The following is a 25,023-nucleotide window of genomic DNA, read 5'->3' as shown; positions in this document are numbered from 1 at the left end:
TGCCATAGGATTACCATGGACAATGACAAGGACCCTCCAGCGGAGCGCAGGACATGGAATACCAGGGAAGCTGCCATTGCGGCAGGATCGCATTCACCGTACAGGCCGAGGCGCCGATCAGCGATGTCATCGACTGCAACTGCTCGATGTGCCGTCGTCGCGGCAGCCTGCTGTGGTTTGCCCCGCGCGAGGCGTTCCAGCTGAGCACCAATCCCGCGGACGTGGCCACCTACCACTTCAACAAAGCCCACATCGATCATCACCACTGCCGCGAGTGCGGCGTTGCTCCCTACAGCGAAGCGGTGGACCCGCGCACCGGCACGCCGATGGTGGCGGTGAACGTGCGCTGCGTACCGCAGGTAGACCTGGCCACGCTGGCGGTGATGTCCTACGACGGAGCTGCACTGTGAGGCCGCTGCGGGCGTGGACGCGTGTGGTGGCAATGCCGGTGCTGCTGCTGGCGCTGGCGGCCTGTGCCAAGAACGGCGAGAGGGCGCAGGAGGCGGGTGCCGCTGCTGCCGATGCTGCTGTTGCTTCGCCGGAAGGTGCGTTCCTGGCCTACGAGCATGACGTGCAGATCCAGCTGGAAGCGGCGCAGATCGCTGTGCGCATCCAGCAGGTGGCGCAGGCCTGCCAGAGCGCGAAGTTCGGTGACTGCGCGGTGCTGCAGGTCGACCAGCGCAGTGGCGAGCAGCCCAGCGGTGAGGTCAAGGTACGCATCGCGCCGAAGGGCACCGAGCCACTGATCGCGATGGCCGGTGAGGGTGGCACGCTGCAGTCGCGTAACACGCGCGCCGAAGATCTCGCGCAGCAGGTCGCCGACACCGCACTGACCAAGGCGCGGTTGGAGAAGGAACACGCGCGGCTGCTGTCCTACCAGGATCGCAAGGACCTGAAGATCGAGGACCTGATGGCGATCACCACGCGCCTGTCGGAGATCGAAGCGGGCGTCGAACAGGCCAACAAGGATTCGGCGCAGCAACGCCGGCGCATCGATACCCAGCTGGTCACGATGCACTTCGATACCACCTCGGGCCAGCGCAGCCGCAGCGAGATCGGCGAAGCGCTGAGCGAATCGGGCAGCATCCTCAGCACCAGCATTGCGTTCCTGATCCGCGCTGCCGCCGCGTTGTTGCCGGTAGCGGTGCTGGCGTTGATCGCGGCCTGGGGTGTGCGGGCGTGGTGGCGTCGCCGCCGTCGCAAGCCGTAATCGCACGTGTTCGCCGGGCATGGCCCGGCGCTACCGGAACAGACGGCGCATGGCCCGGCGTTACCGGGGTGCTTCGAGCATCGGGTAGCGCCGGGCCATGCCCGGCGAGCCCTCAGCCCTCGTCGGTCTCGTACTCGACGAACACATCAAGCTCCAGCGCAAGCTCCTGCACTGCATCGCGCACCTTCTGCGCGGTGCTCTCGTTGCCCACTTCCACCTCCAGTTCGTGGGTGCCCGGGCCGATGTCATCAGACAGCCCGGCCGAACTGGAATCGTCGTCGTCCATGTGCGGCATCAGGTCGTCGGTTTCCTCGACATGTTCGATGCCATCCAGGCCGAGCAGCAGGTCGCTGATCGCGCGGGCGTCGTCTTCGGTTCCGGTGATGCGCAGTCGCAGCATGGCCATGGCGTAGGTACGGTGTGGGGTTGCCTGCAGCCTAGCCGGCCGCGGGCAAAGACCGGGTGAGGGCACGGTCAGCCGGCTGTAGGCATGCGCCCCAGCAGGCTGTCCGGCAGCGCTGGGATCGGCGTGCGTTCGTCCTGGGCCTGTTCCAGCAACCAGTCGATGAACAGGCGCGCGGCCGGGCTCGGCGCTTGTCCTTCGGCATGCACCACGTAGTAGGCATAGCGCGCCTTCAACGCCGGGCCAGGCAGGCGCAGCAGCTCATAGCGTTGCAGATAGGGCTGTGCGACATGCGTGCGGGCCAGTACCGCGCCCATGCCGTACACCGCCGCACGCATCGCATCGGTGCTGTCGGCGAAGGTGTGCATCGGCGGCATCGGCGAGGGCGGGCGTACGCCGGCGTGGCGGAACCAGTCGCGCCAACCCTGCGGTGACAGATCACTGAGCAGCGGCAGCTCGGCGATGCGTGCCGGGTCCTGCAGCGTTTCGACCCCGGCCAGCGCCGGTGAGGCGACCGGGAACAGGTTGTCGTCCATCAGATGCTGCGCATGCAGGCCGGGCCATTGGCCAAGGCCGTAACGGATGCCGACCTCCGGCCCGTTGTCGTCGTAGCGGTCCAGGCCGCTGCCGGTGTGCAGCTCGATGCGTATGTGCGGATGGGCCTGGGTGAAGCGCGGCAGCCGTGGCAGCAGCCAGCAGTATGACAACGAGCGCAGCGTGGTGATCCGCAGCGGCACGCTGTCGGCGTCAGGCTGCAGATGATGGGCGACCGCAGCCACATCAGCGAAGGCCGCACTGGCGGCATCGGCCAGCTGCCGTCCCTCGGCGGTGAGGCGGACGCCTCGCGCATGACGCAGGAACAGCCGGGTCTCCAGCACCTCTTCCAGCCTGCGCACGTGGTGGCTGACCGCACTGGCGGTCAGGTGCAGCTCCTGCGCGGCCTGGGCGAAGTTCTGATGGCGCGCGGCGACCGCGAACACGGCCAGTGCCGGCAGCAGGGAAGGACGTAGCAACATGTCGAGCCTCAAACCATATTTGTGGCTGGCAGCGATACTACGCGCTTGTGTGGCGGTCGTCTGCGGCCGATCCTGTGAGGCCGGACGAGGAATGCAGTGATGGTTGGAGAACGGATATGAATGCGGTGCCACAGACGGCCGAACGTGACTGGCGCACACCGCTGGAACTGACCCTGCTGGGCGCCATCTGGGGCTGCTCGTTCCTGTTCATGCGGGTGGCAGTGCCGTCGTTCGGCCCCTTTGCGCTGGTCGAGATGCGTTTGGGACTGGGCGCGCTGGTGCTGCTGCCATTCCTGTGGCAAGCGCGGGCGCAGTTTCCGCCGCGGCGCTGGCTGTGGCTGGCACCGATCGGCCTGGTCAATTCGGCATTGCCGTTCGTGCTGTTCGCCTACGCAGCCGAACGTGCACCGGCAGCGATCGGCGCGATCTGCAATGCGATGACGGTGCTGTTCGCTGCGTTGATCGCCTTCCTGTTCTTTGGCGAGAAGATCGGCGCGCGGCGTGCGGGTGCGCTGCTGGTTGGTTTTGCCGGCGTAGTGGTGTTGGCCACGGCCAAGATCTCCGGCCTGAGCATCGGCACGGCGGTGCTGGCCGGCGCGGCCGCTTCGCTGTTGTACGGTATGGGCGTGAACCTGGTGAAGCGGCACATGACCGGGTTGCCCTCGGCTGCTGCGGCGGCCGCCACGCTGTCGTGCGCCTCGCTGTGGGTGCTGCCGATGGCGCTCACCCATCTGCCGCAGGGGCCGATCCCGGGCAAGGCCTGGGGCGCGGCGATCGCGTTGGGTGTGGTCTGCACCGGATTCGCCTTCCTGATGTTCTATCGCCTGATCGGCCGCATCGGCCCGTCGCGTGCATCGACGGTGACCTATCTGGTGCCGTTGTTCGGCGCAGCGTTCGCCTGGCTGTTCCTGGGTGAAGCGGTCACGGTGCAGATGTTGATTGCCGGTGCATTGATTCTGGGGAGTGTGGCGGTGAGTCAGAAGGGCTGATGCGTTGGCGTTTTGCGCGTGGCGCGTGCTGAAGGTGCTTCATCGTTCATGGGCGTCACTTTTCTTTTCGCGCGAAAAGAAAAGTAACCAAAAGAAACGCGCCGCCAAGTCGCGAGCCGCCGTGCTTCGCACGTCGGTCCCCTGCGCTTCTCGGTGAATCAGGGGACGGTGCCGAACTCGCTACGCTCAGACATCGGCACCTCTTCGCCCCTGATTCCCCTGCGATGCTCGGCTCACTCAAGGCGGACCCAGATCAAAGGCCACAGCCGCGAGTGCGGGCAGCGACAGTGCCGGACCATGCACGGCGAATGATGCGGTCGCCTTGGACGTTGGGTCCGCCTTGAGCGAGCCGAGCACCGCAGGTCCGGCGAGGGCGAAGAGGCGCGGGTGTCTGAGCGCAGCGAGTTCCCGCGCCGTCCCTCGACGGGCCGAGGAGCACAGGGCACCGGTGCGCAGCATCGGCTCGCGGCTGGCGGAACGTTTCTTTTGGTTACTTTTCTTTGCGTACAAAGAAAAGCAACGCCCATGAACAGTGAAGCACCTTCAGCACGCGCCACGCGCAGAACCCGCGACGGCGTTACTTCACCGGTACCGGAATATTGCAAAGATCGATATGCCCCGCCGGGCGCTTGTAGAAATCATCCACGCGATTGCGCCGCGCCTCCACCGTATCGGCGAAGGTCTTCGAGTCGGTGCGCAGCACCTGGATCGGCGTGCGCTCGGCCGCCGGCACATCGCTGGCGCGGCGGATCGACACGATCGGCGTGCGCAGCTTTGGGTCGGTGTAGAAGCCCATCGGCGCCGGGCCGCGCGGGGTCGCGCTGATCAGTTCCATGCCCTTCAGCACACGACCGACCAGGGTGATGTTGCGGTCCAGCTGGCGCGGCGACTGGCCGGTTACCACATAGAGTTCGGCACCGATGCTGCTGTCTTCCTCGTTGCTGCGGCCCGCGCCCAGCATGCCGTAGCAGTGCGCCAGCCAGGCCTTGCCGGCCTGCGGGTCCTGGCCCACAGGGAAGCCGTCGACGAAACCGGTCTGCGCGGCCCAGCCATCGCGGTCCGGCAGCACGCTGACCTTCAGGCCGGCACTGGCACGTTCGAACTCGGCCGGCAGCTTGCGCGCGGCACTGCCGAACGGCTTTGCCTTGGCCGCATCATCGGCGTCGGCATCGCCGAACTGCACCACGAAGTTGTCCTGCGAACGGTAGATGCTGGTGCCGTTCCAGAAGTGCTCGTGGGCGAAAGTCTGGATGTTGGCGACATGGCGTGGGGCGAACTGCGGCGCCAGCTCGATGATCACCCGACCGGTCGGCAGGTCCATGTACAGCAGGTTGGCCGGGTCCGGCGTGCGCCAGTCGCTGGCCGCCGACGCATCGAGGATCTGCTGTGGGCTGCGGTAGGGCGCCGCGCTGGCCAGGGCGGGCAGCAGGCAGGACAGGGTGAGGGCGGTCAGGGCAAGGCGACGACGGTGCGGCATGGGAACCCCGGAACATGAACGAGGCTTCGATTCTGCGCGAGCCGCCCAGCCTCGCCAACCGGCAGAGTGACTAACGACACATTCGCTATACCGAACTTCGCACTACTGTTGACTTCAACGTAGTGGAGGGCCGGTCATGTCCGAGGACGATGTCCACCTGAAAAAGTTCCAGAAGGAACTCAGCGCCGGAACGGTGTCGCTGGCCCTGCTGGCGGTACTGGCCCGGGCCGGGGAGCCCCTGTATGGCTACCTCATTGCCAAGGAACTGGAGCGGGTGGGCGAGGGCGTGCTGAGCGGCAAGCAGAGCGCGCTGTACCCGGTACTGCGCAACCTGGAGGGCGCCGGCCTGTTGGAAAGCCATGTGGAGCCGTCCAGCAGCGGGCCGCCGCGGCGCTACTACCGCATCAATGAACGTGGCCGCGAGGTGTTGGCGCAATGGCGCCAGGCCTGGCAGGCCACCCGTGATTCCGTCGATTCCGTGTTGGAGGGGGTACCACAATGAACGACCCGAGCCTGGCAGGCAGTGCCCTGCCGACCACCATTCCGCAGTATCTGGCGCAGCTGCGCGCGGCGCTGGAAGGCGCCGACCCGGCGATGGTGCAGGACGCGCTGTACGACGCCGAGGAATATCTGCGCTCGGAGCTGGCAGCGCAGCCCGGGCGCAGCGAAACCGAGGTGATCGCCGACGTCGCCGGCAGCTATGGCGCGCCGGACGAAGTGGCCGAGATCTACCGCGAGACCGAGGTGACGGTGAACCGTGCGTTGCGCTCGCCGCGTGCGGATACTGCGCCGATGCTGCGTGCGGCCGCGCAAGCGAGCGGTGTGGAGCCTGCCGCGCCGCCGCCGACGTCGGTGCAGCGCTCGCTGCTGGCGCGTTTCTTCGGCGTGGTGGCCGATCCGCATACCTATGGTGCGCTGTTCTACATGTTGCTGTCGCTGGCGACTGGCACCTTCTTCTTCACCTGGGTGGTCACCGGGCTGTCGCTGTCGCTGGGTCTGATGATCCTGATCATCGGCATCCCGTTGACGGTGCTGTTCTTCGGTTCGGTGCGCGGGCTGGCGCTGCTGGAAGGGCGACTGGTGGAAGCGCTGCTGGGCGAGCGCATGCCGCGCCGGCCGCAGTACACCGACCGCAGCCGCAGCTGGCTGCAGCGCATTGGCGACATGTTCACCGATGGCCGCACCTGGCTGACGCTGCTGTACTTCGTGCTGATGCTGCCGCTGGGCATCATCTACTTCACCATCGCGGTGACGCTGCTGTCGCTGTCGCTGAGCCTGATCTGGGCACCGGTCGCAGCGATCTTCAGTGGCGACATCCCCGGCGTGTACATCAACGACGTGAACGTGCTGCCGATGGCGGCCTCGCCGCTGGTGGCGATCGCGGTTGCCGCAGTGGGGGCGCTGCTGCTGGTGCTGACCCTGCATCTGGCACGCGGCATCGGCAAGCTGCATGGGCTGATCGCCAAGAACCTGCTGGTGCGGTTGTAAGCGGTCAGGGGTCGGATCCCTGTTCGCAGAACAGGGCTCTGACCCCGGATTCGATCGTGCTGGGGTCAGAGCCCTTTCCGCTGGAAAGGGATCCGACCCCGGGAGCGCCGACCAAGGTCGGCACCCACCACGGGCGGTTTACCCCGCCTTTCGGCGCAACGGGGTGACGTTGCTCTTCTTCTTTGAGGCCTTCGCCGCCGGTGCTTCGGCATGCGCGGCGAAGAAATCGCGCACCTTCGGGTACACCACTTCGCGCCAGCGACGGCCGCTGAAGATGCCGTAGTGGCCGGCGCCTTCAACGATGAAATGCTCGCGACGGTCCGCGCCGATGCCAGTGCACAGCGCCTGCGCCGCTTCGGTCTGGCCGAGGCCGGCGATGTCGTCCAGCTCGCCTTCGATGCTCAACAGTGCGGTATCGCGGATCGCCGACGGATCGACCTTTTCGCCGTTGACCACCCACTCGCCACGCGGCAGCAGGAAGTCCTGGAACACCACGCGGATGGTATCCAGGTAGTACTTGGCCGGCATGTCCAGCACGGCGTTGTACTCATCATAGAAGTTGCGATGAGCGTCGGCGTCTTCGAGATCGCCCTTGACCAGGTCGGTGTAGAAATCCCAGTGCGAGCTGAAGTGGCGGCTGGGATTCATCGACAGGAAGCCGGCGTGCTGCAGGAAGCCCGGGTACACGCGACGGCCGGCGCCGGGATAGCTGCCCGGCACGGTGTGGATGACGTTGTTCTCGAACCACGACAGCGGGTTCTGCGTGGCCAGGTTGTTGACGGCGGTTGGGCTGCAGCGCGCATCGATCGGGCCCCCCATCATCACCAGCGTGCGCGGGGTCGGTTCACCACGGCTGGCCATCAGCGAAACCGCCGCCAGCACCGGCACCGTCGGCTGGCACACGCTCACCACATGCAGGCGCTCGACGCCGAGGTGGCGGATGAACTCCTGGATGTAGGCGATGTAGTCGTCGAGGCCGAACTCGCCCTCGCTGGCCGGCACCATGCGCGCGTCGACCCAGTCGGTCACATACACGCGGTGGTCGCGCAGCAGGGTGCGCACGGTGTCGCGCAGCAGCGTGGCGTGGTGGCCGGACAGCGGCGCCACCACCAGCACGAACGGCTGGTTGAGCATGGTGTGCAGCTGGTCGGCTTCATTGCTGTGGCGCTTGAAGCGCAGCAGCTTGCAGAACGGCTTGCTCACTTCCTCGTGCACGACGATCGGCACGCGCTCGCCTTCGACATCGATTTCGTTGATGCCCCATTCGGGCTTCTCGTAATCCTTGCCGATGCGATGGAACAGCTCATTGACGGCCGCCAGTCGATCGGCACCGGGCATCTGCGACCACCAGTGGCCCGGGGTGGCGAAGAACTTGGCGTTGGCCTGGGCCTGGTGCACCCAGGGGGCGAGCAGGTTGCGGGTCAGTTCGTGCAGTTGATAGAGCATGCCGACCGAATATGTATGGTCATATGTTGCCGCGCAGCATATCCCATCCGGGTGTCCCGCAGGTTAAGTTGACTGAAAATAATGAATCCGGATTCACATCCGCTCCAGCGCGGCCGTATCGCCTGCCAGAGCGGGGCCGAGCCAGCAATGCGACCCTACCGGCTGCAGGCCCTGCCGGGCCAGTTCACGCCGGTACCAGCGCGCCGGGCGGGCCTGGAAGCCATCGTGGTCGCCTTCGAACGCATCCTCGGCGGCGAAGGTCTCCAGGAAGGCCACGCCCGCGGTCAGTTCAGCCACGCCGGCCAGGCCTGCGCGCAGTTCGCGATTGGGTACGTAGTGCATCACGTCCGAGCAGATCAGCAGGTCGACCGGGGCACAGGGCCGCAGCCAGGCGAAATCACCGAAGCTGGCCAGGTGCAGGTTGCGGGTCCGCCCGTAGCGGCGCACAGCGTACTCGCTGCTGTCGAAGCCGAGGTATTCGACCTTCGGACGCAGCTTCAGCAGCGGTGCGCGCCAGGCGCCTTCGCCACAGCCGATGTCCAGCACGCTGCGGATCGGCCGTTCCAGGTAGTACTCGGCGCTGGCCACGGCCAGAGCGACCTTGCGCGCCAGTCGAGCGCTGCCGCCGATGTCGGCGCTGCGGTACCAGCGTTGGAAGTAGGCGGCGTCGTAGGTCTTGTCCATGGGGCGGTCGCAGTGGTGAAAACGGCGCTTATCGTACGGCGTTGCGGCGTGCCATGCGTCGATGTGTCGCGGCGCTGGCGCGTGGGGTGGCCCGGCCACGGCATGCGAGAATGGCCGCCAACCTACGCCAGCCGCCGGAGCGAGCGCATGCAGAGCTACTACTGGGTCAAGACCTTCCACATCGTGTTCGTGGTGGCGTGGATGGCGACGGTGTTCTATCTGCCGCGCATCCTGGTGAACCTGGCCGAGACCGCTGGCCAGCCGGCGGTGACCGAGCGCCTGCAGCTGATGGGCCTGCGCCTGTACCGCTTCGGCCACTCGATGTTCGGGTTGGCATTCCTGCTGGGTCTGGTGCTGTGGCTGGGCTACAAGGTCATCCCGGATTTCCCGACCATGGTCGCCGCGGGCGGTGCCGGTTGGTTGCACGCCAAGCTGGGCCTGGTGGTCGTGCTGCTGGCGTATTTCATCTGGATCGGGCGCCTGCTCAAGGGCGTGGCCAAGGGCAGGGCGCTGCCGTCGTCGCGCGCGCTGCGCTGGATCAACGAGATCCCGCTGCTGGCCTTCATCCCGATCGTGTGGCTGGTGCTGGCCAAGCCGTTCTGAGGCGGGGTCATCTGCACCCGGTAGATCGACGCCATGCGTGGATGCTGTCAGGGTGCAAACGAAAGAGCCGGGCATCTGCCCGGCTCTTTCATTTCTGCAATCACCTGCGTGTTGCCGGCCAGCGGCCGGCACTACCGGGCTTATGCCGCTTCGTACGTGCCGTAGCTGCGCAGGCGGGTGTAGCGCTGCTCCAGCAGCTGCTCGGTGGACAGCTTTTCCAGCGCGTCCAGTTCGTTCAGCAGCACCGCCTTCAGGCGTTTGGCCATCTGCGTCGGGTTGCGGTGGGCGCCACCGGTCGGCTCGCGCACGACCTTGTCGACCAGGCCCAGGCTCTTCAGGCGCGGGGCAGTCAGGCCCAGCTGCTCGGCTGCGTCCTTGGCCTTGCCGGCGTCCTTCCACAGGATCGAGGCGCAACCTTCCGGGGTGATGGTCGAGTAGACCGCATATTCCAGCATCACGGTGCGGTCACCCACGCCCAGCGCAAGCGCGCCGCCGGAGCCGCCTTCGCCGATCACGGTGCAGATGATCGGCACCTTCAGCTCAGCCATCTCGATCAGGTTGCGCGCGATCGCTTCGGACTGGCCACGCGACTCGGCGTCGATGCCCGGCCAAGCGCCGGCGGTGTCGATCAGGGTCAGCACCGGCAGGCCGAAGCGCTCGGCCATCTTCATCAGGCGCAGCGCCTTGCGGTAGCCCTCCGGCTTGGGCATGCCGAAGTTGCGCTTGATCTTTTCCTTGGTGTCGCGGCCCTTCTGGTGGCCGATCACCATCACCGAACGGCCGTTGATGCGGGCCAGGCCGCCCATGATGGCCTTGTCGTCGGCGAAGGCACGGTCGCCGGCCAGCTCCTGGAACTCATCGAACATCACGCGGAGGTAGTCGGCGGTGTACGGGCGCGACGGGTGACGGGCCAGCTGCAGTACCTGCCACGAGGTCAGGTTACGGAAGATCTGCGCGGTGCGCAGGCGCAGCTTGTCCTGCAGCGCGTGCACTTCCGCCTCGACATTGACCGCCGGCCCGGCACTGGCGTTGCGCAGTTCCTGGATCTTGGCTTCCAGGTCGGCGATGGGTTGCTCGAAGTCGAGGTAGTTCGGATTCATCGGAAGCCGTCGTGTAAAGAAGAGGGGAATTCTAGCCGAATGCGTGCAAAGCACCCGTACGCCTTCGTCTGGAAGGCGACGGTAACGCAGCCGGGCGGGGGGCGCCAGTCAACTCAGGGCACCACCAGGGCGCTGCGGCCCATCAGCTGGCTGCGCTGGGAAACGAAGTCGTTGTAGGCCTCGTTGGCCTCACGGCCCAGCCCGCTGCCCAGCGTGGCGGTGGCCGAGGTGAAGGCCATCTGCGCGGCGAAGTCCTGCTTGCGCAGGGCTCTCTGTTCATCGGCGGTGGTGGCCTTCAGCCAGCGCGCATAGACCTCACGCAGCGGCGCGGCATGCGCCTCGAAGGCTGGCACCAGCGCCGGCAGGCTGGCCGGGGCCGGTTCCAGGCTGAACGCCGGCGCCACGTAGCCGGCCGGCTGCTCGCGCTTGAATGCGCCGGGCTCGCCCATGCCTTCTTCCACGTAGGCGATGAAGTCCGGCGCGGTGAACACCTTGGCCACGATCTGGCCGCCGCTGGAATCGACGTGGGCGACCACCTTTTCCTTGGGGAACGGTTCGCGCACGCCGTAGGTCCAGGTCTTGTCGATGAACAGCGCGTGGCTCTTCTCGAACGGGCCTTCGAAGTCGACGCCGCCCAGCTCGATGCCGGCCTTGCCGGTGCCGAAGTTCTTCAGCTTGCTCTCGTCGGTGACGTAGATTTCGCGGGCGACCACGTACTCGCTCAGGGTCGGGTTGATCAGGCCACCACGACCGTCGACGTAGACGATGAAGCGCACGTCGCCGAGCTTGTCGGTGTGCAGGCGATGCTCGCCCACGGCCAGCGAAATCGGGCGCGAGCCCTGTGCGGCCACCGGCAGGTCCTGGCCGTCGATGCTCACTGCCAGCGGCGTGTCGGTCGGGTTGTCGATCTGGAACTCGATCTTCGACGGGGAGCAGGCGGCCAGCGCGAGCGCAGCGGCGAACGGGAACAGCAGGGTCTTCATCGGCAATCGTCCTTGATATTTGGAACGGAGGAACAGGAACACGAGGGAGCCAGCCTCAGCTGGCCCATGGCGGGCTGTAGCGCACCTTCAGCGTGCGCACGGCCGGGTCGGCGCGCAGCGCCTCCATCAGCTTGGAATCGATGCGTACCGCACTCTGTCCGGAGACATCGAGCATGCCGGCAACACCGCCATGCGGGCCCTTCAGCAGCAGGTCCAGGCGCAGTGGCGTGCGGCCGGGGCGATGGCGGTCGAGCAGCGCATCGATGCGTTCCCAGACCGGGCGCTGCTGGCGCAGGTCCAGGCGCAGCGACAACCTCGTGGCGTAGTTGGCGCAGACTTCGTCAAAGTCCCAGCACTGGCGGATGCGCAATGCGAAACCACCGTTGAATTCGTCCTCGCGCAGGCCGCCCTTGACCACCAGGATGCGGTCCTTGGTCATCAGGTGGCCGAACTCGGCCATCGCGTCGGAGAACGCGCTGCACTCGACGCGACCGCGACCATCTTCGAGCTGGATGAAGATCTGGCTCTCACCCTTGCGGCGCACGCCGACCACCTGGCCGGCCAGCACCGTCTGCACCTCCGGTCGCCAGCGCTTCTCGCCGCCGCCACCGCCACCGCTGTTGGCGCTCCAGATCTTTTCCACCGAACCCAGGTCAGTACCGACCAGGTCGCGCACGTCGTCGCGCCACGGGTCGAACGGATGCCCGCTGAGGTAGAAGCCCAGCGTGTCGCGCTCGCCATTGAGGCGCTGCAGCAGCGGCCATTCCTCGGCTTCGGGAAGGTCCAGCTGGATGGTCACCGTGCTTGGGTCGGGGCCGCCGAACAGCGAATTCTGGCCGGAGGCACGCTCGCGCGCCATCTGCTCGGTGGCCTTGATCACTTCCGGCAGTTGCAGCATCAACGAGGCGCGGTTGTGGCCCAGCTCGTCCAGCGCGCCGCAGTTGATCATCGCCTCCAGCGTGCGCCGGTTGAGCTTGGCCGAACCGACGCGGGTGCAGAAGTCGAGCAGGTCCTTGTAGTCGCCGCCCTTCAGGCGTTCGTCCACCACCGCCTCGCAGGCACCCTGGCCGACGCCCTTGATCGCGCCCAGGCCGTACTGGATGGTGTCCGGGGTAACCGCTTCGAACATGAAGGCCGAGTGGTTCACCTTCGGCGGCAGCACGGTCAGGCCGAGGTTGCGCACCTCGTCCAGGAAGCCCACCACCTTCTCGGTGTTGTCCAGGTCCGAGGACAGCGTGGCCGCCATGAACTCGGCCGGGTAATGACGCTTGAGCCAGGCGGTCTGGTAACTGACCAGCGCGTAGGCGGCGGCGTGCGACTTGTTGAAGCCGTAGCCGGCGAACTTCTCCATCAGGTCGAAGATCGCATCGGCCTTGGCTTCGTCCACACCGTCCTTGGCCGCACCTTCGCGGAAGATCTCGCGGTGCTTGGCCATTTCGGCCGGCACCTTCTTGCCCATCGCGCGGCGCAGCAGGTCGGCGCCGCCCAGCGAGTAGCCGCCGACGATCTGCGCCATCTGCATCACCTGCTCCTGGTACACCATGATGCCGTAGGTGTCCTTCAGGATCGCTTCGGTACGCGGATCGGGATAGATGATTTCTTCCTGGCCGTGCTTACGCGCGTTGAAGGAAGGAATCAGGTCCATCGGGCCGGGGCGGTACAGCGACACCAGCGCGATCAGGTCTTCGAACCGGTCAGGGCGCGCGTCCTTCAGCAGGCGCCGCATGCCCGAGGATTCGAACTGGAACACCGCGCCGGTATTGCCGTTGGCGAAGATGTCCTTGTAGGTGGGCGTGTCGTCGAGCGGGATTGCGGCGATGTCCACCGGCGGAATGCCGGCGCGCTCATGGCGCTTGTTGATCGCCTTCACCGCCCAGTCGATGATGGTCAGCGTGCGCAGGCCGAGGAAGTCGAACTTCACCAGGCCCACTTCTTCCACGTCGTTCTTGTCGAACTGGGTGACCGGGTTCTTGCCGAGCCCGTTCTCGTCGTGTTCGGCGTACAACGGGCAGAACTCGCTCAGCGGCTCCGGCCCGATCACCACGCCACCGGCGTGCTTGCCGGCGTTGCGGGTCAGGTCTTCCAGCTGCAGCGCCAGGTCGATCAGGTCGCGGACATCGTCCTCGCTCTCGTAGCGCTGGATCAGTTCGGCCGAGGCCATTTCCGAGCTCGGGCCTTCCTTGCCCTTGCCCAGCGCATCCTTCAGGTGGATGCCGAGGATGTTCGGGATCAGCTTGGAGACACCGTCGACCAGGCCGTACGGGAAACCGAGCACGCGGCCGGAGTCACGCACCACTGCCTTGGCGGCCATGGTGCCGTAGGTGATGATCTGGCTGACGCGCTCGCGCCCGTACTTGCGCGCAACGTAGTCGATCACTTCGTCGCGGCGATCCATGCAGAAGTCGATGTCGAAGTCGGGCATCGACACGCGTTCCGGGTTGAGGAATCGCTCGAACAGCAGGTTGTACGGCAGCGGGTCCAGGTCGGTGATCTTCAGCGCCCACGCCACCAGTGAGCCGGCACCCGAACCACGGCCCGGGCCGATCGGGATGCCCTGGTTCTTGCCCCACTGGATGAAGTCGGCAACGATCAGGAAGTAACCCGGGAAGCCCATCTTGATGATGGTGTTGAGCTCGAACTCCAGGCGTTCGAAGTACTCCTCGCGGGTCTTGCCCGGCGCCAGCGGATTCTTCTCCAGGCGCTCTTCCAGGCCGTCGCGCGACATCTTCTGGATCCAGGTGTCCAGGGTCTCGTCGTCGGGCACCGGGTAGTTGGGCAGGAAGTAGGTGCCCAGCCGCATCTCGATGTTGCAGCGTTCGGCCAGCGCCAGTGTGTTGTCGATCGCATCGGGGATGTCGGCGAACAGCGCACACATCTCCTCGGCCGACTTCAGGTACTGCTGGTCGCTGTACTCGCGCGGGCGCTTGGGGTCGTCCAGCACGCGGCCGGTGGAAATGCACACGCGCGCTTCGTGCGCGCTGAAATCCGTCGGCGACAGGAAGCGTACGTCGTTGCTGGCCACCACCGGCAGGCCACGCTGGCCTGCGGCCATCAGCGCGAACTGGTTGAAGGTTTCCTCGCCCTCGCGGCCGGTGCGGGTCAGCTCCAGGTGCAGGCCGTCGCCGAACACGCGTTGCCAGTCGGCCAGCTGCTGCTCGGCCAGTTCATGCTTGCCGTCCAGCGCCAGGCGCCCGGCCAGGCTCTGCCGGCCAGCGAGTGCGAACAGGTTGGCGTTGCCGGCCTTCAGCCAGTCCGGGTGGATTGCCACGCCGCCTTCCGGGCGATGGCCTTCCATCCAGGCGCGGGTCAGCAGGCGCGACAGGCTCAGGTAGCCCTCACGGTCGCGGCACAGCAGGGTCATCCGCCACGGGTCCTGGCCTTCCTCGGCGATCAGCACGTCGGCGCCGGCGATCGGCTTGATGCCCACGCCTTCGGCCGCCTTGTAGAACTTGACCAGGGCGAACAGGTTGTTGAGGTCGGTCACCGCCAGCGCGGGCAGGCCAAGCTCGACCGAGCGCGACAGCAGGTTGGCCTGCTTGGCCTTCTTCGGGTCGGCCTGATCGGGCTTGGCCGGCACACGGATGGTCGAGTCCGCCAGCGAGAACTCGGTGTGGACGTGGAGATGTACGAAGCGGGAGTTGGACATGCCGGACCAGGTTGGAGCGCGCGGGCCCCGGGTGCTGACGGGGGAATCGTCGCCGGGGTCGGGAAGCGCTGGAGTGCCCGGTCAGGGTAGCGAGGGCAGGGGGTGGCGACAAGGCTTGACGGTACGGCGATTGCGCGCATGCCGCCGGGCATGGTCCGGCGCTATCGGATGCGTTCATATTGCCGAGTACGCGGATTCCCGGTCGCCGGGTGCGTCCACGTTGCCGTGGTAGCGCCGGGCCATGCCCGGCGGCCATTGTTCAGGCGATCGCGATGGCGATGTCAGCCGCAGCCGGCGGCGCTTCCAGGCACTCGCGCACCGGGGCGAAGCTGCGCCGGTGCTCCACGCAGGGACCGTGCTCGCGCAGGGCGGCCAGGTGGGCCGGGGTGCCGTAGCCCTTGTGCTGCTCGAAGCCGTATTGCGGGTGGCGGGAGTGCACGTCCAGCATGTAACGGTCGCGCGAGACCTTGGCCAGGATCGAGGCCGCCATGATCGCGCGGTCGATGCCGTCGCCTCCGACCAGCGCCTGTGCCGGCAGCACCAGGCCCTTCGGCACCACGTTGCCATCGATGCGGGCGAAGCCCGCCACATGGGCTACGGCCGCGACCACGTCGCGCATGCCCTGCAGGGTCGCCTGGTAGATGTTCAGGCGGTCGATGGTGTCCACGTCCACCAGCACCACGTGCCAGGCCAGCGCCCGTTCGATGATGCGGTCATGCAGCTGCTCGCGACGGGCCGCGGTCAGCTGCTTGGAATCGTCCAGGCCATTGATGCGTGGCCGCGCCGGGTCGAACACCACCGCCGCCACCGCTACCGGCCCGGCCAGCGGGCCGCGGCCGGCTTCGTCGACGCCGGCGACCAGGCGCTCCGGCTCGATCACCGCGTTGCCGTCGAACAGCGCCAGGCTGGCCGCTGCGGCGTGGCGGCGGCTCATGCCCGGTCCTGCTCGCGCATCAGCAGTTCGCCGACGGCGTCGGCGGCGCGGGCCGAGGCATTGCGGCGCAGGCGCTCATGCAGCCGGGCATAGGTGCCCTGCAGGTCGGTCACCCGCTGCGGGTGGTCGAACCACTGCTGGACGGCAGCGGCCAGCTTGTCCGGCGTGCAGTCGTGCTGCATCAGTTCCGGCGCCAGGTCCTGGCCAGCCAGGATGTTGGGCAGTGCGAAACGGTCCACCTTGATCAGGCCCAGCGCCTTGACCAGCCGGTAGGTCAGCTCGTTGACGCGGTAACCGACCACCATCGGCCGTTTCACCAGCATTGCCTCCAGGGTCGCGGTGCCGGAGGCCAGCACCACCACATCGGCGGCAATCATCGCGTTGCGGGCCTGGCCGTCGAGCACATGCGAGTACGCCACCGGCAACGCCGAGCGTGACAGCTGCTCTTCGATCAGGCGCTTGCAGGCCGGGTTGGCGGCAGGCACCACCACATGCAGGCCCGGGATGCGCTCGGAGACCTGCCAGGCGGCCTCGAAGAAGGGTTCACCCAGCCGCGAGATTTCACCCAGGCGGCTGCCCGGCAGCACCGCCAGCACCTTGGCCGAGGTCGGCAGGCCTAGCGCGGCCCGGGCTTCCTCACGGTTGCCCTGCAGCGGAATGTCATCGGCCATCGGATGACCGACGAAGCGCGCGTCGACGCCGTGCTTGGCATAGATCGGCGGTTCCATCGGGAACAGGCACAGCACCAGGTCGGCACTGCTGCCGATCTTCTCGGCGCGCTTCTCGCGCCAGGCCCAGACCGATGGGCTGACGTAATGCACGGTGCGCACACCACGCTGCTTCAGCCAGCGCTCGATACCGAGGTTGAAGTCAGGGGCGTCGATACCGATGAACACGTCCGGCTGCCATTCCAGCGCGCGCTGGCGGAACGCCGAGCGCAGCTTCAGCAGGCGTGGCAGGTGGCGCAGCACTTCGGTCAGGCCCATCACCGCCAGTTCGCTGGCATCGTGCCAGGTCTGGCAGCCGGCGCTGCGCATGGCATCGCCGCCGATGCCGGCGAACTCGGCATTCGGGAAGCGCGCCTTCAGTTCACGCACCAGGCCTGCACCGAGCAGGTCGCCGGAGGCTTCACCGGCGACGAGGGCGATCCGCAGTGGGCGCTCGCTGAGCACCCGCTGCGCAGGGACGCTGCCGGCCATCGAGGCCAGCGGGATCACGGCGGCGCCGGCCGGCGCCTGGCCGGTCGCGCTGCTCATCGCAGCAACGGCCTCTCGGCATGCTCGATGAAGTCCAGCATGGCCTTCACGTCATCGCTGCCGCGCGCCTGCTCGGTCAGCTGCTGCTTGGCCTCGGCCAGCGGCAGGCCGGCCACGTACAGGGTGCGGTAGGCACGCTTGATGGCGGAGATGCGCTCGGCATCGAAGCCACGGCGCTTCAGCCCTTCGCTGTTGATGCCACGCGGGCGGCCCAGCGAGTCGGTGCCGACCATGGTGAACGGCGGTACGTCACCGTTGGTCAGCGCGCCCATGCCGAGGAAGGCATGCGCGCCGATGCGGCAGAACTGGTGGGCACCGGCGAAGCCGCTGATGATCACGTAGTCGCCCACGGTCACGTGGCCGGCCAGGGTGGTGTTGTTGGAGAACACGCAGAAGTTGCCGACATGGCAATCGTGCGCCACATGCGTGTAGGCCAGCATCCAGTTGTCGTTGCCGATGGTGGTGATGCCACCGCCACCGCCGGTGCCGCGGTTCACGGTCACGAACTCACGGAACACGTTGCGGTCGCCGATCACCAGTTCGGTGCGCTCGCCGGCAAACTTCTTGTCCTGCGGTTCGCCACCGATCGCGGCGTGGCCGACGAAGCGGTTGTCGCGGCCGATCCGGGTCGGGCCGTGGATGCTGCAATGGGGGCCGACCACCGTACCGGCGCCGATTTCCACATCGGCACCGATCAGGGTGAAGGCGCCCACCTGAACGTCATCGGCCAGGCGCGCGGCCGGATCGATGACGGCAGTCGGGTGGATCCGGGGTGCGTTGTCAGTCATTCCTGCCTCCAGTGGATCAGCCCTTGGCGCCGGCACACATGACTTCGGCCGAGGCAACGACTTCACCGTTGACCTTGGCTTCGCCGTAGTACCAGCCCATGTTGCGGATCAAGCGCTTCATCTGCACATCCAGCAGCAGCACGTCGCCGGGGACGACCTGCTTGTTGAAGCGGGCGTTTTCCACCTTGACCATGTAGAACAGCTTGGACTGCGAGTCGCGGCCGAGCGTGAGCTGGGTCATCACGCCACCGGCCTGGGCCAGCGCTTCGATGATCAGCACGCCGGGCATGATCGGGCGGCCCGGGAAATGGCCCTGGAAGAAGGGCTCGTTGATGCTCACGTTCTTCTGCGCCAGGATGCGCTTGGCCTCGATGTCGAGCTCAAGCACCCGGTCGACCAGCAGGAACGGGTAACGGTGCGGGAGCAGTTCCTGGATCTGGCAGACGTCGATCGGAAGCTGCAGCGTGTCGTTCATTCTTTCTCCTTGCCAGCAGCCAGGACGCGGCGAGCCAATGCGTCCAGCTGCTTGAAGCGCGCGGCGTTCTTGCGCCACGTGCGGTTATCGGTCAACGGGGTACCGGACGAATACTCGCCCGGCTCATGGATGGAGTTGCGGACCACGGACTTGCCGGTGATCACGACCTTGTCGCAGATCTCGAGGTGGCCGACCACACCGACGTGGCCGCCGAGCAGGCAGTAGCGGCCGATCTTGGCGCTGCCGGCGATGCCGGTGCAGCCGGCGATGGCCGAGTGCGCGCCGATCTGCACGTTGTGCGCGATCTGCACCAGGTTGTCGAGGCGCACGTCCTCGTCCAGCACGGTGTCTTCCAGCGCGCCACGGTCGACGCAGGTGTTGGCGCCGATTTCGCAATCGTCGCCGATGCGGACGCCACCGAGCTGCGGCACCTTGATCCACTTGCCGGCGTCCATCGCCAGGCCGAAGCCATCGGCGCCGAGCACGGCACCGGGGTGCACGCGCACGCGCTTGCCGAGCTTGACCCGGGTCACCAGGGTAACCCGGGCAATCAGTTCACAGCCGGTGTCCAGGCTGCAGTCTTCGCCGATCACGCTGCCGGTGCCGATGATGCAGTTCTCGCCGACCACGCTGCGTGCGCCGATGGAGACGAACGGACCGATATGCGCGCTGGCCGCGACCTGGGCGCTGGGATCGATGACGGCGCTGGGATGGATGCCCGGCGGGCGCGTCGGCGCGATGTCGAACAGTGCTGCGATCTTGGCGAAGGTGGTGTACGGGTCCTTGGCCACGAGCGCGGCGCCGGGGGCGGCCTCGGCGTCTTCGGCACGCAGCACCACCAGCGAGGCGTGGCTGTCGGCCAGCTGCGCGCGGTAGCGCGGGTTGGCGAGGAAGGTCAGCTGGCCTGGGCCGGCATGGGCGAGGGTGGCCACGCCATGGATGGCGGTGGCGGGGTCGCCATGGACCTGCAGGCCGAACTGCTCGGCGAGTTGCTGGGCGGTGTAGGTGGGAGTATTCACGGCGGGAGTTTAACGTGTGACGCCATTGCGGTCATGCGGGGGCGAAGGCTTGGCGCCTGCCTGGTACGAGCGGGAGGCGGCGGGTGGCCCTGGCCAGGACACGCAAAAGCCCCTCCATGGTGCTCGATGGCGCCTTGCTCGTGTGCGCTGTCCTGCGCACACGGCAAGACCGGGGTTGGGCGTCCTGCCCAACCCGCCCGAGGCATGCCTCGGGCCCATGGCGCCAACGGTCCTGTCCAGGGCCACCCGCCGCCTCTGGTCAGTTTCCTGCGAGCGCGGCCAAAAGCCTGTCCCCTGCAGTGACATCTGCATCAACGAAAACGCCGGGCAATGCCCGGCGCTTCGCATCCCGTCTGGTGGAGAGCCCCCCTTCTGTTAAGGGGGGCGCGCCAGCGGCGCGGGGGATAGGTGAAATGCGCGGGCAATTCACCGGAGGTGGATCAGTTCTGAGGAACGACGTTCCTCAGAACTGGCCACCGAACGTGAATTGCAGCCGCTCGACCTTGTCGCCGTCTTCCTTCTTCAGCGGGAAGGCGTAGCTGATCGAGATCGGGCCGACCGGGGCGCGCCACAGCAGGGCCACACCGGTGGACACGCGCAGTTCGTTGGCCTTGAAGTTGTCCACGCCGGTGTAGACGTTGCCGAAGTCGACGAAGGCCGACACGCGTGCCGACGGGCTGTCGAACAGGCGCGGGAAGTAGGCTTCGACCGAACCGACGGTCTTCAGCGAACCACCCAGCGGCTGGCCTTCCGGATAACCACGGGTCACTTCGCGCGGGCCGAGGGTGTTGTCCTCGAAGCCGCGCACCGAGTTGGTACCACCGGCGTAGAAGTTCTCGTAGAACGGCAGGCCCTTGGCCGTGACCGAACGCAGGTTGCCGGCTTCGTCCGGCACCATCGCGGTCTTGTCGCTGCCATAGCTGTCGCCGTAACCGACTTCGGCGCGGGTGTTGATGACCAGCGACGGCATGATCGGCCAGTACTTGCTGATCTGGTAGTTCAGCTTGTAGTACTCGATGGTCGAGCCCGGCAGCGTCGTTTCCAGGCCAACGCGCTGGTAGGTACCGCGGGTCGGCATGAAGTAGTCGTTGCGCGAGTCGCGTGCCCAGCCCAGCTCCGTGCGCCAGGCATGGAAGGTCTTGCTGCCCAGTACGTTGATGTAGTCGATGATCGACTGCGGCGTCGAGCCCTGGTAGGTGGTGATCTGGTTGCTGTCGATGCCGAACATCAGCGAGACGGTATCGGTCTCGGTGATCGGCACGCCGAACACCACCTGCGCCGAACCATTGGTGCTGTTGTACTGCGCGGTGTTGAAGTCGGAGTAGTCCAGCTCGCGCCAGGACAGGTTGTAGCCCAGCGAGACGCCGTCATCGGTGAAGTACGGGTTCGTGTAGCTGAAGCCGTAACGCTGCAGGTAGCTGCTGCGCGAGGCTTCGACCGACACGCGGTTGCCGCCGCCGAGGAAGTTGTTCTGCGACAGCTGCACCGAGGTGGTCATACCGTAGGACTGCGAATAGCCCAGGCCGAACACGAAGCTGCCCGAGGTGGTTTCCTTGACGTTGTAGACGACGTCGACCTGGTCGTTGCTGCCGCTGACGGCCGGGGTTTCCACGTCCACCGACTCGAAGTAGCCCAGGCGCTGCAGGCGGATCTTGGAGCGGTCGATCGCGGCCTGCGAGTACCAGCTGTTCTCGAACTGGCGCATTTCGCGACGCATCACTTCGTCGGACGTACGGGTATTGCCGCGGAACAGGATGCGGCGCACCGACACGCGCGGGCCGGGAACGACCTGCATGTTGATGGCGACGGTCTGCTCGGGGCGGTTGGTGGTCGGAATCGGGTTCACCTTGGCGAAGGCGTAGCCGATGTTGGACAGCGAGTTGGTGATGGTGTCCGAGCTGAATTCCAGCAGCGCACGCGAGAACGTGTCGCCGGACTTCTGGATCACCATGCGCTCGACATCCTCCTGCGGGAGGATGGTGTCGCCGCTGACCTTGATCTCGGAGATCTTGTACTGCGCACCTTCGGTCACGCCGGCGGTGAGGAACATGTCGCGCTTGTCGGGGCTGATCGACACCTGGGTCGAGTCGATGCTGAAGTCGACGTAGCCGCGGTCCAGGTACCAGGAGTTGAGCTTTTCCAGGTCGCCGGACAGCTTTTCCTTGGAGTACTGGTCGTCACGGCGGTACCACGACGCCCAGTTGTGCTCCTTGGACTCCCAGGTTTCCAGGATGTCCTTGCTCTCGAACTTCTCGGTGCCAACCAGGTTGACGTGGCGGATCTTGGCCGCCTTGCCTTCCTTGATGGCGATCGCGATGTCCACGCGGTTGCGGTCCAGCGGGCTGACCGTCGGGGTGATCTCGACGGTGTACTTGCCACGGTCGTTGTACTGGCGGCGCAGTTCCTGGGTCACGCGGTCCAGGCTCAGGCGGTCGAAAGTGCCACCCTCGGTCAGGCCGATGTCGGACAGGCCCTTGAGCAGCTGCTCGGACTTGATGTCCTTGTTGCCGGTCACGGTCAGCTTGTTGATCGCCGGGCGTTCCTTGACGGTCACCACCAGGATGCTGCCCTGGCGATCCAGCTGCACGTCTTCGAAGAAGCCGGTCTTGTACAGGGCGCGGATGGTCTCGCCGACCTTGTTGTCAGTGACCGTCTCGCCACGTTCCACCGGCAGGTAGGTGAACACCGTGCCCGAGCTGATGCGCTGCAGGCCATCGACGCGGATGTCGCTGACAGTGAAGGGCTCGGCTGCCTGGGCAAGGCCGGGGGCGCCGGTGACGGCGGCGAGGGCGAGGGCCAGCAGGCGGCGATTGGGGAGTCGCGTCATGTCACGTCCGGTAGGAAGGTCGATTTCATTGGTGCGGGATGCCGACGCTGTAGACGGCAACAACGTGGAAAAGTTCATCGCGGGACCAGGCCGAGGATGTCGTTGTAGAACGCCAACCCCATCAGCCCGGCCAGCAACGCCAGGCCGATGTATTGGCCGGCGGCGATGGCACGCTCGCTCAGCGGGCTGCCCTTGACCAACTCGATAAGGTAATACAGCAGGTGGCCGCCGTCCAAGATCGGGATCGGCAGCAGGTTGATGATGCACAGGCTGAGCGACAGCAGGGCAAGGAACTGCAGGAACCAGTCGAGGCCTCGCTTGGCCGAGACATTGGCTACGCGGGCGATGGTGACCGGCCCGGAAACGTTCTGCAGCGAGGCTTTGCCGGTGACGATGCGGCCCATCATGCCGAGCGAATCGGCCGCCAGGCGGCCGGTTTCACGTACCGCGACGGTGACCGAGTCCAACGGGCCGTAGCGCAGCAGGGTGTCGTAGGGCGGGCTGAATTTGGTCGGGAACTGAACGCCGATCTGCCAGGTGGGGTCGCCCTTGGCGTCCTGGCCCTTGCGTGGCGTGACTTCCAGCGCCAGGCGCTCGCCGCCACGCAGGACCTCGATCATGCCCGGGCCGCCAGCACGCCCCAGCGCCTGGATCTCACCGATCACCTGGTCGGCGCCGTCGATGCGCTGGCCGTCGATGGCCACGATCAGGTCGCCCGGTTGCAGTTGTCCGCTGACGACCGAATCCGGGGTCAGCGACTCCACCAGCGCCGGCTGCAGCCACGACTGCCAGTACAGGCCCGCCAGGATCGGCACCCGTCGTTCATCGAAACCGGCTGGCAGCTGCGACAGCGGAAGGGTGCGCACGCGCACCTGGTCGGCCGGGTCCAGCACTTCCAGCTTCACGTCACGGCGGTCCATTGCCGCAGCGGTCAGCGCCATGCTGGCCTCGCCCAGGGTCACCACCTGGCGCTCGTCCACGCGCAGCACACGGTCACCACTGCCGAGGCCTGCTGTGGCAGCGATGCCGCTGACGCGGCCGATGGTCGGCGAGTAGTCCTGCTTGCCGATCACGAACATCGCCCACAGCAGCAGGATGCACAGCAGCAGGTTGGCGATCGGTCCGGCGGCGACAATGGCGATGCGCTGCCAGACCGTCTTGTGGTTGAAAGCCTGGCCGCGTTCGTGCGGATGGACCTCCACCTCGCGTTCGTCGAGGAACTTCACGTAGCCACCCAGCGGGATGGCGGCAATGGCGAACTCGGTGCCGTGCTTGTCGCGACGCGACCACAGCGGGCGCCCGAAGCCGACCGAGAAGCGCAGCACCTTGACCCCGCACAGGCGGCCGATCCAGTAATGCCCGAATTCGTGGAAGGTGACCAGCAGCCCGAGGCTGACAATCATCCACCAGACCGATCCGATGAAATCAGTCATGCAGGCTCACATTGGCGGGCAGGGGCGGCGTCGTCATGCTGGGCGAGGCGTTCGTTCAGGCGGCGGCGATGGTGTTCAGGGTGAGCTGGCGTGCCCGCTGGTCGGCGGACAACAGAACCTCAAGTGTATCGGCTGCTTGGGTCGGCAGTGTTGAAAGAGCGTTAGCAACCAGTTCCGGAATGGTCAGGAAACCGATCCGGCCCTGAAGAAACGCTGAAACCGCCTCTTCATTGGCGGCGTTCAGCACGGCCGGGGCGGTGCCGCCGGCCTGCATGGCCTGCCAGGCCAGCGCCAGGCACGGGAAGGCCTCGGTATCCGGGGCCTCGAAATCGAGCCGGCCCTGCGCCAGCAGGTCCAGCCCGGCCACGCCCGATTCGATGCGCTGCGGCCAGCCGAGGCCAACGGCCAGGGTGGTGCGCATGTCCGGCAGGCCCATCTGGGCCAGGGTCGAACCGTCAACGAACTCGACCAGCGAATGGACCAGGCTCTGCGGGTGCACCAGCACGTCAATGCGCTCGCCGGGGACGCCGAACAGGTGGTGGGCCTCGATCACTTCCAGGCCCTTGTTCATCAACGTCGCCGAATCGACCGAGATCTTCGGGCCCATCGACCACTTCGGGTGGGCTACGGCCTGCGCCGGGGTGACCGCGGCGAGGTCGGCGCGGCTGCGGCCGCGGAATGGACCGCCGGACGCAGTGAGCAGGATGCGACGCACGCCGGCGCCATCGACACTGGCGTCGCGCGAGCGCAGGCACTGGAAGATCGCGCTGTGCTCGCTGTCGATCGGGATGATCTCGGCGCCCGCCTGCTGGGCAGTACGGGTCAGCAGTTCGCCGGCCAGCACCAGTGATTCCTTGTTGGCCAGCAGGATGCGCTTGCCGGCTGCAGCAGCGGCCAGGGTCGAGGACAGCCCGGCGGCACCGACAATCGCCGCGACTACGGTGTCGCAGGCGTCGCTGGCAGCCAACTGGTCCAGCGCGGCATGGCCGGCGTGGGCCTCGGTGGACAGGCCGGCTTGGCGCAGGCCGTCGCGCAGCTCGGCAAACAGCGATTCGTCGGCGATCACCGCATGCTCCGGCTGGTGCTGCCGGCACAGCGCCAGCAGCGCCTGCACCTGGCGGCCGGCGGCGAGCACGGTGGCCCGGTAACGCTGCGGATGGCGGGCGATCACGTCGAGCGTGGAGGCACCGATCGAGCCGGTGGCGCCGAACACGGCGACCCGGCGCAGGTCTGCGACAGCATTCAT

22 protein-coding genes are annotated in these 25,023 nt (G+C 66.7%); 6 read left to right on the top strand and 16 right to left on the bottom strand.

Annotated elements, in window-relative coordinates; all coding sequences use genetic code 11:
* The first annotated feature begins 53 nt into the window (after positions 1-53).
* Positions 54-410 (top strand): GFA family protein, encoded by a 357-nt coding sequence (locus AC0Z6F_RS06790; protein WP_046983156.1) that lies wholly within the window; start codon positions 54-56, stop codon positions 408-410.
* A 32-nt stretch (positions 411-442) separates the two neighbouring features.
* Entirely contained in the window at positions 443-1,210 is a 768-nt protein-coding gene (locus AC0Z6F_RS06785) for a DUF4349 domain-containing protein (RefSeq protein ID WP_174238320.1), read from the top strand.
* Positions 1,211-1,322: 112 nt separating this feature from the next.
* Here AC0Z6F_RS06785 and AC0Z6F_RS06780 read toward each other — a convergent pair whose 3' ends face one another.
* Together AC0Z6F_RS06780 and AC0Z6F_RS06775 are read right to left on the bottom strand one after the other, a co-directional pair.
* Positions 1,323-1,616: a hypothetical protein gene (locus tag AC0Z6F_RS06780; protein WP_012510497.1), complete on the bottom strand. Its 294-nt coding sequence runs from the start codon at positions 1,614-1,616 to the stop codon at positions 1,323-1,325.
* A 68-nt stretch (positions 1,617-1,684) separates the two neighbouring features.
* On the bottom strand, positions 1,685-2,629 hold the full coding sequence (locus tag AC0Z6F_RS06775) for a LysR substrate-binding domain-containing protein (RefSeq protein ID WP_004150868.1): 945 nt from the start codon (positions 2,627-2,629) through the stop codon (positions 1,685-1,687).
* Positions 2,630-2,745: 116 nt separating this feature from the next.
* On the opposite strand from AC0Z6F_RS06775, the gene AC0Z6F_RS06770 reads away from it, so the two are divergent.
* Positions 2,746-3,618 carry a DMT family transporter gene (locus tag AC0Z6F_RS06770; RefSeq protein WP_012510498.1) on the top strand — a complete coding sequence of 291 codons (873 nt, stop codon included), beginning with the start codon at positions 2,746-2,748 and terminating at the stop codon, positions 3,616-3,618.
* Positions 3,619-4,195: 577 nt separating this feature from the next.
* Here AC0Z6F_RS06770 and AC0Z6F_RS06765 read toward each other — a convergent pair.
* Complete coding sequence (locus AC0Z6F_RS06765) at positions 4,196-5,095, bottom strand: peptidylprolyl isomerase (protein WP_448122735.1); 900 nt, start codon at positions 5,093-5,095, stop codon at positions 4,196-4,198.
* A 136-nt stretch (positions 5,096-5,231) separates the two neighbouring features.
* On the opposite strand from AC0Z6F_RS06765, the gene AC0Z6F_RS06760 reads away from it, so the two are divergent.
* Together AC0Z6F_RS06760 and AC0Z6F_RS06755 are read left to right on the top strand one after the other, a co-directional pair.
* Entirely contained in the window at positions 5,232-5,597 is a 366-nt protein-coding gene (locus AC0Z6F_RS06760) for a PadR family transcriptional regulator (protein ID WP_004150914.1), read from the top strand.
* Complete coding sequence (locus AC0Z6F_RS06755) at positions 5,594-6,583, top strand: sensor domain-containing protein (protein WP_485616826.1); 990 nt, start codon at positions 5,594-5,596, stop codon at positions 6,581-6,583. Before AC0Z6F_RS06760 ends, AC0Z6F_RS06755 begins: the two co-directional genes overlap by 4 nt.
* Positions 6,584-6,721: 138 nt before the next feature.
* On the opposite strand, the gene AC0Z6F_RS06750 is transcribed toward AC0Z6F_RS06755, so the two are convergent.
* A complete protein-coding gene (locus AC0Z6F_RS06750; RefSeq protein ID WP_012510501.1) occupies positions 6,722-8,029 on the bottom strand; it encodes a polyhydroxyalkanoate depolymerase in 1,308 nt (435 codons plus the stop codon).
* A gap of 93 nt (positions 8,030-8,122) precedes the next feature.
* Complete coding sequence (locus tag AC0Z6F_RS06745) at positions 8,123-8,713, bottom strand: class I SAM-dependent DNA methyltransferase (protein ID WP_012510502.1); 591 nt, start codon at positions 8,711-8,713, stop codon at positions 8,123-8,125.
* Between the two features lie 147 nt (positions 8,714-8,860).
* On the opposite strand from AC0Z6F_RS06745, the gene AC0Z6F_RS06740 reads away from it, so the two are divergent.
* On the top strand, positions 8,861-9,316 hold the full coding sequence (locus AC0Z6F_RS06740) for a CopD family protein (RefSeq protein WP_012510503.1): 456 nt from the start codon (positions 8,861-8,863) through the stop codon (positions 9,314-9,316).
* A 140-nt stretch (positions 9,317-9,456) separates the two neighbouring features.
* On the opposite strand, the gene AC0Z6F_RS06735 is transcribed toward AC0Z6F_RS06740, so the two are convergent.
* The 11 genes from AC0Z6F_RS06735 to AC0Z6F_RS06685 form a co-directional block, all read right to left on the bottom strand.
* Positions 9,457-10,416, bottom strand: coding sequence for an acetyl-CoA carboxylase carboxyltransferase subunit alpha (locus tag AC0Z6F_RS06735; RefSeq protein WP_012510504.1), 960 nt, complete (start codon positions 10,414-10,416; stop codon positions 9,457-9,459).
* Positions 10,417-10,529: 113 nt separating this feature from the next.
* Positions 10,530-11,399, bottom strand: a complete 870-nt coding sequence (locus AC0Z6F_RS06730) for a hypothetical protein (RefSeq protein WP_485616824.1) — start codon at positions 11,397-11,399, stop codon at positions 10,530-10,532.
* Positions 11,400-11,454: 55 nt separating this feature from the next.
* Positions 11,455-15,045: a DNA polymerase III subunit alpha gene (dnaE, locus tag AC0Z6F_RS06725; protein ID WP_004150958.1), complete on the bottom strand. Its 3,591-nt coding sequence runs from the start codon at positions 15,043-15,045 to the stop codon at positions 11,455-11,457.
* Between the two features lie 259 nt (positions 15,046-15,304).
* Positions 15,305-15,979: a ribonuclease HII gene (locus AC0Z6F_RS06720; RefSeq protein WP_012510506.1), complete on the bottom strand. Its 675-nt coding sequence runs from the start codon at positions 15,977-15,979 to the stop codon at positions 15,305-15,307.
* Entirely contained in the window at positions 15,976-17,178 is a 1,203-nt protein-coding gene (gene lpxB / locus AC0Z6F_RS06715) for a lipid-A-disaccharide synthase (protein ID WP_065722854.1), read from the bottom strand. The genes AC0Z6F_RS06720 and lpxB overlap by 4 nt, the downstream gene beginning before the upstream one ends.
* A 53-nt stretch (positions 17,179-17,231) precedes the next feature.
* A complete protein-coding gene (gene lpxA / locus AC0Z6F_RS06710) occupies positions 17,232-18,023 on the bottom strand; it encodes an acyl-ACP--UDP-N-acetylglucosamine O-acyltransferase (protein WP_012510508.1) in 792 nt (263 codons plus the stop codon).
* 16 nt (positions 18,024-18,039) lie between these two features.
* Positions 18,040-18,498: a 3-hydroxyacyl-ACP dehydratase FabZ gene (fabZ, locus tag AC0Z6F_RS06705; protein ID WP_004150978.1), complete on the bottom strand. Its 459-nt coding sequence runs from the start codon at positions 18,496-18,498 to the stop codon at positions 18,040-18,042.
* Complete coding sequence (gene lpxD / locus AC0Z6F_RS06700; RefSeq protein ID WP_004150979.1) at positions 18,495-19,517, bottom strand: UDP-3-O-(3-hydroxymyristoyl)glucosamine N-acyltransferase; 1,023 nt, start codon at positions 19,515-19,517, stop codon at positions 18,495-18,497. Before lpxD ends, fabZ begins: the two co-directional genes overlap by 4 nt.
* 463 nt (positions 19,518-19,980) lie before the next feature.
* On the bottom strand, positions 19,981-22,344 hold the full coding sequence (gene bamA, locus AC0Z6F_RS06695; RefSeq protein WP_012510509.1) for an outer membrane protein assembly factor BamA: 2,364 nt from the start codon (positions 22,342-22,344) through the stop codon (positions 19,981-19,983).
* A 74-nt stretch (positions 22,345-22,418) separates the two neighbouring features.
* Positions 22,419-23,777 carry an RIP metalloprotease RseP gene (rseP, locus tag AC0Z6F_RS06690; RefSeq protein ID WP_004151030.1) on the bottom strand — a complete coding sequence of 453 codons (1,359 nt, stop codon included), beginning with the start codon at positions 23,775-23,777 and terminating at the stop codon, positions 22,419-22,421.
* A 55-nt stretch (positions 23,778-23,832) separates the two neighbouring features.
* Positions 23,833-25,023: a 1-deoxy-D-xylulose-5-phosphate reductoisomerase gene (locus tag AC0Z6F_RS06685; RefSeq protein WP_012510510.1), complete on the bottom strand. Its 1,191-nt coding sequence runs from the start codon at positions 25,021-25,023 to the stop codon at positions 23,833-23,835.

This window comes from Stenotrophomonas sp. 1L-E-5-B-C3 (genome assembly GCF_057292075.1).
Note: the sequence above shows the minus strand (reverse complement) of the source record. Positions and strands in the feature narration are given on the sequence as shown.

Bases quoted from the DNA above. Each gene is read 5' to 3' on its own strand.
- rseP (WP_004151030.1), bottom strand. From the start codon at position 23,777: ATGACTGATTTCATCGGATCGGTCTGGTGGATGATTGTCAGCCTCGGG.
- lpxA (WP_012510508.1), bottom strand. From the start codon at position 18,023: ATGACTGACAACGCACCCCGGATCCACCCGACTGCCGTCATCGATCCG.
- bamA (WP_012510509.1), bottom strand. From the start codon at position 22,344: ATGACGCGACTCCCCAATCGCCGCCTGCTGGCCCTCGCCCTCGCCGCC.
- AC0Z6F_RS06770 (WP_012510498.1), top strand. From the start codon at position 2,746: ATGAATGCGGTGCCACAGACGGCCGAACGTGACTGGCGCACACCGCTG.
- AC0Z6F_RS06740 (WP_012510503.1), top strand. From the start codon at position 8,861: ATGCAGAGCTACTACTGGGTCAAGACCTTCCACATCGTGTTCGTGGTG.
- AC0Z6F_RS06750 (WP_012510501.1), bottom strand. From the start codon at position 8,029: ATGCTCTATCAACTGCACGAACTGACCCGCAACCTGCTCGCCCCCTGG.
- AC0Z6F_RS06760 (WP_004150914.1), top strand. From the start codon at position 5,232: ATGTCCGAGGACGATGTCCACCTGAAAAAGTTCCAGAAGGAACTCAGC.
- AC0Z6F_RS06755 (WP_485616826.1), top strand. From the start codon at position 5,594: ATGAACGACCCGAGCCTGGCAGGCAGTGCCCTGCCGACCACCATTCCG.
- AC0Z6F_RS06790 (WP_046983156.1), top strand. From the start codon at position 54: ATGGAATACCAGGGAAGCTGCCATTGCGGCAGGATCGCATTCACCGTA.
- AC0Z6F_RS06785 (WP_174238320.1), top strand. From the start codon at position 443: ATGCCGGTGCTGCTGCTGGCGCTGGCGGCCTGTGCCAAGAACGGCGAG.
- AC0Z6F_RS06730 (WP_485616824.1), bottom strand. From the start codon at position 11,399: ATGAAGACCCTGCTGTTCCCGTTCGCCGCTGCGCTCGCGCTGGCCGCC.
- AC0Z6F_RS06780 (WP_012510497.1), bottom strand. From the start codon at position 1,616: ATGGCCATGCTGCGACTGCGCATCACCGGAACCGAAGACGACGCCCGC.
- AC0Z6F_RS06745 (WP_012510502.1), bottom strand. From the start codon at position 8,713: ATGGACAAGACCTACGACGCCGCCTACTTCCAACGCTGGTACCGCAGC.
- dnaE (WP_004150958.1), bottom strand. From the start codon at position 15,045: ATGTCCAACTCCCGCTTCGTACATCTCCACGTCCACACCGAGTTCTCG.
- AC0Z6F_RS06735 (WP_012510504.1), bottom strand. From the start codon at position 10,416: ATGAATCCGAACTACCTCGACTTCGAGCAACCCATCGCCGACCTGGAA.
- AC0Z6F_RS06685 (WP_012510510.1), bottom strand. From the start codon at position 25,023: ATGAATGCTGTCGCAGACCTGCGCCGGGTCGCCGTGTTCGGCGCCACC.
- fabZ (WP_004150978.1), bottom strand. From the start codon at position 18,498: ATGAACGACACGCTGCAGCTTCCGATCGACGTCTGCCAGATCCAGGAA.
- AC0Z6F_RS06765 (WP_448122735.1), bottom strand. From the start codon at position 5,095: ATGCCGCACCGTCGTCGCCTTGCCCTGACCGCCCTCACCCTGTCCTGC.
- AC0Z6F_RS06720 (WP_012510506.1), bottom strand. From the start codon at position 15,979: ATGAGCCGCCGCCACGCCGCAGCGGCCAGCCTGGCGCTGTTCGACGGC.
- AC0Z6F_RS06775 (WP_004150868.1), bottom strand. From the start codon at position 2,629: ATGTTGCTACGTCCTTCCCTGCTGCCGGCACTGGCCGTGTTCGCGGTC.
- lpxB (WP_065722854.1), bottom strand. From the start codon at position 17,178: ATGGCCGGCAGCGTCCCTGCGCAGCGGGTGCTCAGCGAGCGCCCACTG.